Raw genomic sequence first — 9,040 nt, 5'->3', positions numbered from 1 at the left:
GATGAGCTATCAGAAACCGTAGAAACGGTAGCTATACCTTTTGAAGTAGGCGAGGTAGTAAAACTTATCGAGGGGCCTTTCAACGGCTTTAACGGTACAATAGAGCGTGTGAATGAAGAGAAGCGAAAATTGGAAGTAATGGTGAAGATTTTCGGTAGAAAAACACCTTTAGAGCTCAACTATACCCAAGTTGAAAAATTGTAACTTATAAGTCCCTGAAAGGTATTCCTAAAGGGGTATATTTTAAATAATTTATTAATAATAAACAATGGCAAAAGAAATTAGTAAAGTAGTTAAACTACAAGCTCGGGGAGGTCAAGCGAACCCATCGCCACCAATTGGACCCGCATTAGGTGCTGCCGGTGTTAATATTATGGAGTTCTGCAAGCAGTTCAACGCTCGTACGCAGGACAAACAAGGAAAAGTAATTCCTGTAGTTATCACCGTGTACAAAGATAAGTCATTCGACTTTATTATCAAAACAGCGCCTGCTGCCGTTCAGCTATTGGAAGCCGCTAAGGTTAAAGGAGGTTCCGGAGAGCCAAACCGTAAAAAAGTAGCAAGTATCACTTGGGATCAAGTGAAAGCAATTGCAGAAGACAAAATGCCTGACCTAAGTGCATTTACACTCGAATCTGCAATGAGTATGATTGCTGGTACGGCACGCTCAATGGGTATAACAGTAACTGGTGAAAAACCTTTTTAATCGGAAAGCATTATGGCAAAATTGACAAAGAAACACAAAGAAGCGCTTGCTAAAGTAGACAGAAACAAGCTCTACACGCTTAAAGAGGCTTCTGCATTACTCAAAGAAATCACTTACACTAAATTTGATGCTTCTGTGGATATTGCAGTGCGTTTAGGGGTAGACCCTCGTAAAGCAAACCAAATGGTGCGTGGCGTAGTTACGTTACCTCACGGAACAGGTAAAGATGTGCGAGTGCTCGCCTTGGTAACCCCAGATAAAGAGGCTGAAGCTAAAGCAGCTGGAGCTGACTATGTAGGGTTAGACGAATATCTACAAAAGATAAAAGACGGTTGGACAGACGTAGACGTAATCGTAACTATGCCTGCCGTAATGGGTAAATTAGGTCCTTTAGGGCGTGTGCTTGGTCCGCGTGGATTGATGCCAAACCCTAAAACAGGTACCGTTACTATGGAAATAGGTAAAGCTGTACAAGAGGTAAAAGCTGGTAAGATTGACTTCCGCGTAGATAAAACCGGTATCGTACACGCTTCTATTGGTAAAGTGTCTTTCTCTGCTGAGAAATTAGTAGACAACGCCAATGAACTATTGCAAACGTTGATAAAAATGAAACCTACTGCTGCTAAGGGTACTTATATGAAATCGATATACTTATCATCAACTATGAGCCCTAGTGTAGCTGTAGATACTAAAACAGTTTAATTGATTAGTTAAAAAACGAAATTATGACAAGAGAAGAAAAATCATTAGTAATAGACAATTTAACTGCTCAGTTAGCTGAAAACAATGTTATTTACGTAACAGACCTAACTGGTTTGAACGCGCAAGATACAAGTGCTTTACGCCGTGCTTGCTTCAAAGCGAATATCAAGTTAGCAGTAGTTAAAAATACCTTGCTTGCCAAAGCAATGGAAGCCTCAGAAAAGGAATTTGGTGAATTACCTAATATCCTAAAAGGAAACTCTTCACTTATGTATGCCGAAGTAGGTAATGCACCTGCTAAGCTTATTAAAGAGTTCCGCAAGAAGTCAGATAAACCTATCTTAAAAGGAGCTTATATTGATTCAGCAGTATATGTAGGCGATAACCAATTAGATGCGTTAGTAGCTATCAAATCTAAGAATGAAGTTATTGGCGATATCATCGGATTGCTTCAATCACCTGCTAAGAATGTGGTATCAGCTCTTAAGTCAGGAGGTGGCAAATTGGCCGGTATCATCAAGACTTTATCTGAAAAATAATAAACAGAACGCACAAAAATTATTTATAAACAATTAAACAAAAACGATAGAAAAATGGCAGATTTAAAAAATTTCGCAGAACAATTAGTAAACTTAACTGTTAAAGAAGTAAACGAGCTTGCTCAAATCCTTAAAGACGAATATGGTATCGAGCCAGCAGCAGCAGCAGTAGCAGTAGCAGCAGGTCCAGCAGCAGGTGCTGGTGAAGCAGCAGCTGAAAAAACTGAATTCGACGTAATTCTTAAATCAGCAGGTGCTAACAAACTAGCAGTAGTTAAATTAGTAAAAGATCTTACTGGTCTTGGACTAAAAGAAGCTAAAGAAGTAGTTGATGGTGCTCCTTCAAAAGTAAAAGAAGGTGTTTCTAAAGAAGAAGCTGAAGGGCTTAAAAAATCTTTAGAAGAAGCTGGAGCTGAAGTAGAGTTGAAATAATTTTACTAAGTAAACCCTATAAGGTTTAGGTCTTTTTCAGTAGGAATTAGACCTAAACCATTTTGTAATTTAAATAAAAACTAACACACAAAACAATACAATAACAATATTAGGTAGAATATATTTCTGCCAAATAAACATAAAACAAAATGAGCAAACACCTTGAACGTTTAAATAATGTTTTTTGGGACTTCCGTGAAAGAGATTTACATCAATATGCAAGTGTAGAAGAGTTTAAGAAAGATGTCATTTTAATGAATGAAGAGCTTCAGAATGAAAAAGAATGGCAATTAGATGATGTGGTTATTGAAGAACCTAAAATTGAAGTAACTTATACAGCATATGTATTTCCTGATGACTTATTATCAAATGAGCGTTTAGCGAGTAATGGAGTTAGTACGCTTGAAGATAATGAAACTATTTTTGAACGTGAATCAGAAGAGTATGATGGGCGTTATTACGCTGAGATTACTGCTACTATTGAGCCGAATAATGGACAGTGTTTTTCAGGATATGAATTTCTGATGAAAGTACATATTCAAACATTGAATAAAGATTTAGGCGATGATAACTTTTATGAAGGTGTAGAAATAACAAGAAATAAAGATAATACAGCTATAGCCTACATTTATACAGGAGGATAACGACTAACAACTAATGATAACGACTTACTACTAACGCACTAAACAATAATTTAAAGTAAAGAAAATGCTTACGAATCAAACCGCAAGAGTGAATTTTGCTTCCGTGAAACACACCCCTGAATATCCTGACTTTTTGGATATTCAAATCAAATCGTTTCAAGAGTTCTTTCAGATGGAAACTAAGTCGGAAGACCGAGTGCACGAAGGATTGTATCAGACTTTTAAAGAAAACTTTCCTATAACCGATACTCGTAACCAGTTCGTACTGGAATTTCTCGACTATTTCGTAGACCCCCCAAGATACTCTATTGAAGAGTGTATTGAGCGTGGCCTTACTTATAGCGTCCCTCTAAAAGCTCGGTTGAAGCTCTATTGCACTGACCCCGAACACGAAGACTTCGAAACTATCGTACAAGACGTTTACTTGGGTACGGTGCCTTATATGACTACTAGCGGTACATTCGTTATCAACGGTGCCGAACGCGTGGTAGTTTCGCAATTGCACCGCTCTCCAGGGGTTTTCTTTGGTCAGTCGTTTCACGCTAACGGTACCAAATTGTACTCTGCCCGTATTATCCCTTTCAAAGGTTCGTGGATAGAATTTGCTACCGACATCAATAACGTGATGTACGCCTATATCGACCGTAAAAAGAAATTGCCTGTAACTACTCTTTTCCGTGCTATTGGTTTTGAACGCGATAAAGATATATTAGAGATTTTTGACCTTGCTGAAGAGATAAAAGTATCTAAAACAGCGCTTAAAAAGTACATAGGCAGACGTTTAGCGGCTCGTGTGCTTAACACTTGGCACGAAGACTTCGTAGACGAAGATACAGGAGAGGTAGTATCAATTGAGCGTAATGAGATTATCCTCGACCGTGATACGGTGCTTGATGAAGACAATATTCAAGAAATACTCGATGCCGATGTAAAAACTATCTTGCTACACAAAGAAGATAGTCAGGCTACCGACTATACTATCATACATAATACCCTACAAAAAGACCCTACCAACTCTGAAAAAGAAGCGGTAGAGCACATCTACCGACAGCTGCGTAACGCTGAACCACCTGATGAAGAAACGGCTCGCGGTATCATCGATAAGCTGTTCTTCTCAGACCAACGTTATAACTTGGGCGATGTAGGGCGTTATCGTATCAATAAAAAATTAGGGCTTGATACCCCTATGGAAAAGCAAGTGCTTACCAAAGAGGATATTATCACTATCGTAAAATACCTTATTGAGCTTATCAACTCTAAGGCCGAAGTAGATGATATTGACCACCTTTCTAACCGCCGTGTACGTACGGTAGGCGAGCAGTTGGCAGCACAATTTGGTGTAGGACTTTCGCGTATGGCGCGCACTATCCGCGAGCGTATGAACGTACGCGATAACGAGGTCTTTACTCCTATCGACTTGATTAACGCTAAGACACTTTCGTCAGTTATCAACTCATTCTTTGGTACGAACCAGCTTTCTCAGTTTATGGATCAAACTAACCCATTGGCTGAGATTACCCACAAACGCCGTTTATCTGCCTTAGGACCTGGAGGTCTATCGCGTGAGCGTGCGGGCTTCGAGGTGCGAGACGTACACTACACCCACTACGGTCGTTTGTGTCCTATTGAAACCCCTGAGGGTCCAAACATCGGGCTTATTTCGTCATTAGCGGTGTTCTCTAAAGTGAATGGTATGGGCTTTATCGAAACGCCTTATCACAAAGTGAGCAATGGTAATGTAGATCTTAAAGATATGACCTACCTTACTGCTGAAGATGAAGAAGGGCTTAAGATTGGTATGGCGAATATCGCTTTAGACGCTGATGGCAACATCACTGAGGAGAAAGTGGTAGTAAAAGAAGACGGGGACTTCCCTGTAATTGAACCTAATGAGGTACAATATATAGACGTGGCGCCTAACCAGATTGCTTCTATTTCGGCTTCTTTGATTCCGTTCCTTGAACACGATGACGCGAACCGTGCGCTGATGGGCTCGAATATGATGCGCCAAGCGGTGCCATTATTGAAACCTGAAGCACCTATCGTGGGTACTGGTTTGGAACGCCGTGTGGCTTCTGACGCCCGTGTACTGATGAATGCTGAAGGCGATGGTACAGTAGATTATGTAGATGCTGAAAAAATCATCATTACTTACGACCGTACCGACGAGCAAAAATTGGTAAGTTTTGACCCTGATGAAACGGTGTATAACCTTATCAAATTTAGAAAAACAAACCAAGGTACTTGTATCAACCTAAAACCTATCGTACACAAAGGTGAACGTGTGAAAAAAGGACAAGTACTCTGCGAAGGCTATGCTACCGAAAACGGTGAATTAGCTTTAGGACGCAATATGAAAGTAGCGTTTATGCCTTGGAAAGGGTATAACTTCGAGGATGCGATTGTAATTTCGGAACGAGCTGTACGCGATGATATATTCACCTCTATCCACATAGACGAATATGTATTGGAAGTGCGCGATACTAAGTTAGGGGCTGAAGAGCTTACCAATGACATTCCGAACGTATCAGAAGATGCTACTAAGGATTTGGACGAAAATGGTATGATACGCATCGGGGCTGAAGTACGCCCAGGTGATATACTAATAGGTAAAATCACACCAAAAGGAGAATCTGACCCAACCCCTGAAGAAAAACTGCTACGCGCTATCTTTGGTGACAAGGCTGGTGATGTGAAAGATGCTTCGCTAAAAGCTTCTCCATCGCTCTACGGGGTAGTAATTGATAAGAAACTTTTCTCGCGTGCGGTAAAAGACAAACGCAAACGCAATAAAGACAAAGAAGATATCGCTACTTTAGAGGCTGATTACCAAGCTAAATTTGAAGCTCTTAGAGGTAAATTGCTCGACAAAATCTTCTCGTTAGTAAACGAAAAGACTTCAGAAGGAGTAGTGAATGATTTGGGCGAAGAGATTGTTCCTAAAGGTAAGAAATATACCAAAAAAGTGCTTGAGGCTATTGAAGACTACACTCACCTTACCTCATCAGGCTGGACAGATGATAAGCACATCAACAGTTTGATAGACGACCTATTGCACAACTACCGCATTCGCGAAAACGACTTGCAAGGTATGTTGCGCCGCGATAAGTTCACCATTTCGGTGGGAGACGAGTTGCCAGCAGGTATCCTCAAATTGGCTAAGATATATATCGCTAAGAAGCGTAAGCTGAAAGTGGGAGACAAGATGGCGGGTCGCCACGGTAATAAGGGTATCGTAGCGCGTATTGTTCGCGATGAGGATATGCCATTCTTAGAAGACGGTACTCCGGTTGATATAGTGTTGAACCCTCTTGGGGTGCCTTCTCGTATGAACATCGGTCAGATATACGAAACCGTACTCGGCTGGGCAGGACAAAAACTCGGTAAGAAGTTTGCCACTCCTATCTTTGATGGGGCTTCGTTAGAGCAAATCAATGAGCTGACAGATGAGGCAGGCGTACCACGCTTTGGTCACACTTACCTATACGATGGTGGTACTGGTGAACGCTTTGACCAAAAAGCTACCGTAGGGGTGATTTATATGATTAAGCTCGGACATATGATTGACGATAAGATGCACGCGCGTTCTATCGGTCCGTACTCACTCATCACCCAACAGCCATTAGGTGGTAAAGCACAATTCGGTGGACAACGTTTCGGAGAGATGGAGGTATGGGCATTAGAGGCTTATGGTGCTTCGAGTACCCTACGCGAAATCTTGACCGTAAAATCGGATGACGTAATAGGTCGTGCGAAGACTTATGAGGCAATAGTGAAAGGTGAAACAATGCCTGAACCAGGATTGCCAGAGTCTTTCAACGTATTGATGCACGAGCTAAAAGGTCTTGGATTAGATATAAGATTGGAAGAATAAGGATTAATTGTTAAAAATTAATGGTTGATAAAATTCCGAACTATTGAGATATTCAGTGGTTCGGAATTTTTTTTAAATTATGAATTGTCAATTATTAATTATTTTTTATCTTTGCTGCATAAAACGGATTATGTATTATGAAAAGAAAGACTATTATTATCATTTTAGTACTACTGCTGTTTATCATCGTGCTTATCGCTGGTAAAAAAGCAGGATGGTTTGGCGATGACCAAGAATTGGTATCAGTTGAAACTCAAAAGGTTACTGCAGCTACCCTTACGCAAAAAGTATCGGCTACTGGTAAAATACAACCAGAGTTGGAAATTAAACTATCGTCGGAGGTATCGGGTGAAATTATAGAACTGCCTATAAAAGAGGGACAAACGGTGAAAAAGGGCGACCTATTAGTGCGTATAAATCCGGATATTTATCAGTCAGGACTCAATAGGGTGTTGGCAAGCCTTGAAACTGTACGCGCTTCGCAACAACAATCGGAAGCAAGCTATAAAGAGGCTGAAGAAAACTACAAGCGCAATAAATTGCTCTTTGACAAAGGGGTGATTTCGAAGGCTGAATGGGATAAGATAGTTTCGGCTTACGAGATGGCTAAAGCTGCCCGCGAGTCGGCACGCTATAACGTGCAGAGTGCAATGGCAAGCGTATCAGAAGCGCAAGATAACCTAAAGAAAACACAGATATATTCGCCTTCTGACGGTACTATCTCTAAGCTCAGTGTAGAGTTGGGCGAGCGTGTGGTAGGTACCATACAAATGACCGGTACGGAGATTATGCGCGTGGCTAACCTCGGTAGTATGGAGGTGGAAGTAGATGTGAATGAAAACGATATAGTGAAAGTGAACAATGGGGCAGAGGTGAATGTAGAAGTTGATGCTTATCCTAAACGCACTTTTAAAGGTACGGTAACCAACATAGCTAACACCGCTAATGCAACCGCAAGTGCTGACCAAGTAACGAACTTCAAAGTGAAAATACATATAGAAGAAAGTTCGTATACTGACCTTGTGAAAGATAAAAAAGAAGGGTATTCGCCTTTCCGCCCAGGGATGACTGCTACAGTTGATATTCTTACCCAAACGAAAAAAGATATAGTAGTGGTGCCTATTAGTGCCATCATAGTGAAAAAGAAGTCGGAAATAGACGAGAAAACACCTAAAGAAGAGGCTGATAAGCGACAAGAGGCGGTATTTGTGTACAAAGATGGCAAGGCAGAGCTTAGAGCAGTGACTACGGGTATTCAGGATAATGTGAATATAGAAATTCTTTCGGGGGTAGCTAAAGATGAAGAGATTATCACAGGGCCTTATAATGTGATATCTAAGACGCTTAAGAATAATGAAAAAGTTAGTAAATTAGCAAATTAGCAAATTTGGCAATATGAATGCAAAGCAAATCCTAACAATCTTTGTAATTAGTCTTCTAATATTTCTTAGTAGTTGCAATTCTATGAAAAGGCAAATAGATCCTTATCAAGAGAAAATTGGCAAGAAAGGCGATGATTACTCATTGTCTTATTATAAAAGTAAAAGGGCGTCGGTTAAAAGTATTTTAAATATTAAAATTTTTGAAGGAGACGGCTCTTTGTCAACTAGTAATTTGTATTTACATATTAATGGACTGCCTATTATTTCAAATTATAAAGAAAATTTTTATCTTCTTCCTAATAGAAAATACGATGTGCAAGTCACTACTTTTTCAGGGTATAAAGGTTTGTATATAAATAATATAAAGCTGAAAGAGAAAGATTCGGTAGTGCTAAATGTATATCTGAAAGAACCTGCTCTGATATTTTGTGAGTAGCACAAAATGAAGAAAGGCTATACACGCTGGGGCAAATTAGCAAATTATTTTGTATAATAAATAAAAAGTATTACTTTTGCAAAAATTATAATACCTATCATATTATGTATTGGACATTAGAACTTGCATCTTATTTAAGTGATGCACCGTGGCCTGCTACTAAAGATGAGCTTATTGATTATGCCATTCGTACAGGTGCTCCTATGGAGGTGGTAGAAAACCTTCAGGAAATTGAAGACGAAGGAGATATGTATGAATCTATTGATGAAATCTGGCCTGATTATCCGTCAGAAGAGGACTATCTTTGGAATGAAGATGAGTATTA

General features: G+C 39.9%; 10 protein-coding genes. All 10 read left to right on the top strand.

Annotation, left to right across the window (positions count from 1 at the left end):
• The coding region (locus tag HMPREF9074_RS04430) for a transcription termination/antitermination protein NusG (protein ID WP_034539793.1) at positions 1 to 204 on the top strand (204 nt) is incomplete at its 5' end.
• Between the two features lie 64 nt (positions 205 to 268).
• A complete protein-coding gene (gene rplK / locus HMPREF9074_RS04425) occupies positions 269 to 706 on the top strand; it encodes a 50S ribosomal protein L11 (protein WP_009392538.1) in 438 nt (145 codons plus the stop codon).
• 12 nt (positions 707 to 718) lie between these two features.
• A complete protein-coding gene (rplA, locus tag HMPREF9074_RS04420; RefSeq protein ID WP_009392539.1) occupies positions 719 to 1,408 on the top strand; it encodes a 50S ribosomal protein L1 in 690 nt (229 codons plus the stop codon).
• Positions 1,409 to 1,431: 23 nt separating this feature from the next.
• Positions 1,432 to 1,947: a 50S ribosomal protein L10 gene (rplJ, locus tag HMPREF9074_RS04415; protein WP_009392540.1), complete on the top strand. Its 516-nt coding sequence runs from the start codon at positions 1,432 to 1,434 to the stop codon at positions 1,945 to 1,947.
• A gap of 54 nt (positions 1,948 to 2,001) precedes the next feature.
• Positions 2,002 to 2,379, top strand: coding sequence for a 50S ribosomal protein L7/L12 (rplL, locus tag HMPREF9074_RS04410; RefSeq protein WP_009392541.1), 378 nt, complete (start codon positions 2,002 to 2,004; stop codon positions 2,377 to 2,379).
• Between the two features lie 149 nt (positions 2,380 to 2,528).
• Positions 2,529 to 3,023, top strand: coding sequence for a hypothetical protein (locus tag HMPREF9074_RS04405; RefSeq protein ID WP_009392543.1), 495 nt, complete (start codon positions 2,529 to 2,531; stop codon positions 3,021 to 3,023).
• Between the two features lie 64 nt (positions 3,024 to 3,087).
• Positions 3,088 to 6,897, top strand: coding sequence for a DNA-directed RNA polymerase subunit beta (rpoB, locus tag HMPREF9074_RS04400; RefSeq protein ID WP_009392545.1), 3,810 nt, complete (start codon positions 3,088 to 3,090; stop codon positions 6,895 to 6,897).
• 137 nt (positions 6,898 to 7,034) lie between these two features.
• On the top strand, positions 7,035 to 8,279 hold the full coding sequence (locus HMPREF9074_RS04395) for an efflux RND transporter periplasmic adaptor subunit (RefSeq protein ID WP_009392546.1): 1,245 nt from the start codon (positions 7,035 to 7,037) through the stop codon (positions 8,277 to 8,279).
• A gap of 82 nt (positions 8,280 to 8,361) precedes the next feature.
• Positions 8,362 to 8,715 carry a hypothetical protein gene (locus HMPREF9074_RS04390; protein ID WP_231121882.1) on the top strand — a complete coding sequence of 118 codons (354 nt, stop codon included), beginning with the start codon at positions 8,362 to 8,364 and terminating at the stop codon, positions 8,713 to 8,715.
• 104 nt (positions 8,716 to 8,819) lie between these two features.
• Positions 8,820 to 9,040 (top strand): DUF2795 domain-containing protein (locus tag HMPREF9074_RS04385; RefSeq protein ID WP_002673751.1); only part of this gene is annotated, 221 nt, incomplete at its 3' end.

Source organism: Capnocytophaga sp. oral taxon 329 str. F0087, from assembly GCF_000213295.2.
In the GTDB taxonomy this organism is placed as follows: Bacteria; Bacteroidota; Bacteroidia; order Flavobacteriales; family Flavobacteriaceae; genus Capnocytophaga; species Capnocytophaga leadbetteri_A.
Note: the sequence above shows the minus strand (reverse complement) of the source record. Positions and strands in the feature narration are given on the sequence as shown.

Coding starts and splice junctions, on each gene's coding strand:
- rplK (WP_009392538.1), top strand. CDS start 269: ATGGCAAAAGAAATTAGTAAAGTAGTTAAACTACAAGCTCGGGGAGGT.
- rplA (WP_009392539.1), top strand. CDS start 719: ATGGCAAAATTGACAAAGAAACACAAAGAAGCGCTTGCTAAAGTAGAC.
- rplJ (WP_009392540.1), top strand. CDS start 1,432: ATGACAAGAGAAGAAAAATCATTAGTAATAGACAATTTAACTGCTCAG.
- rplL (WP_009392541.1), top strand. CDS start 2,002: ATGGCAGATTTAAAAAATTTCGCAGAACAATTAGTAAACTTAACTGTT.
- HMPREF9074_RS04405 (WP_009392543.1), top strand. CDS start 2,529: ATGAGCAAACACCTTGAACGTTTAAATAATGTTTTTTGGGACTTCCGT.
- rpoB (WP_009392545.1), top strand. CDS start 3,088: ATGCTTACGAATCAAACCGCAAGAGTGAATTTTGCTTCCGTGAAACAC.
- HMPREF9074_RS04395 (WP_009392546.1), top strand. CDS start 7,035: ATGAAAAGAAAGACTATTATTATCATTTTAGTACTACTGCTGTTTATC.
- HMPREF9074_RS04390 (WP_231121882.1), top strand. CDS start 8,362: ATGAAAAGGCAAATAGATCCTTATCAAGAGAAAATTGGCAAGAAAGGC.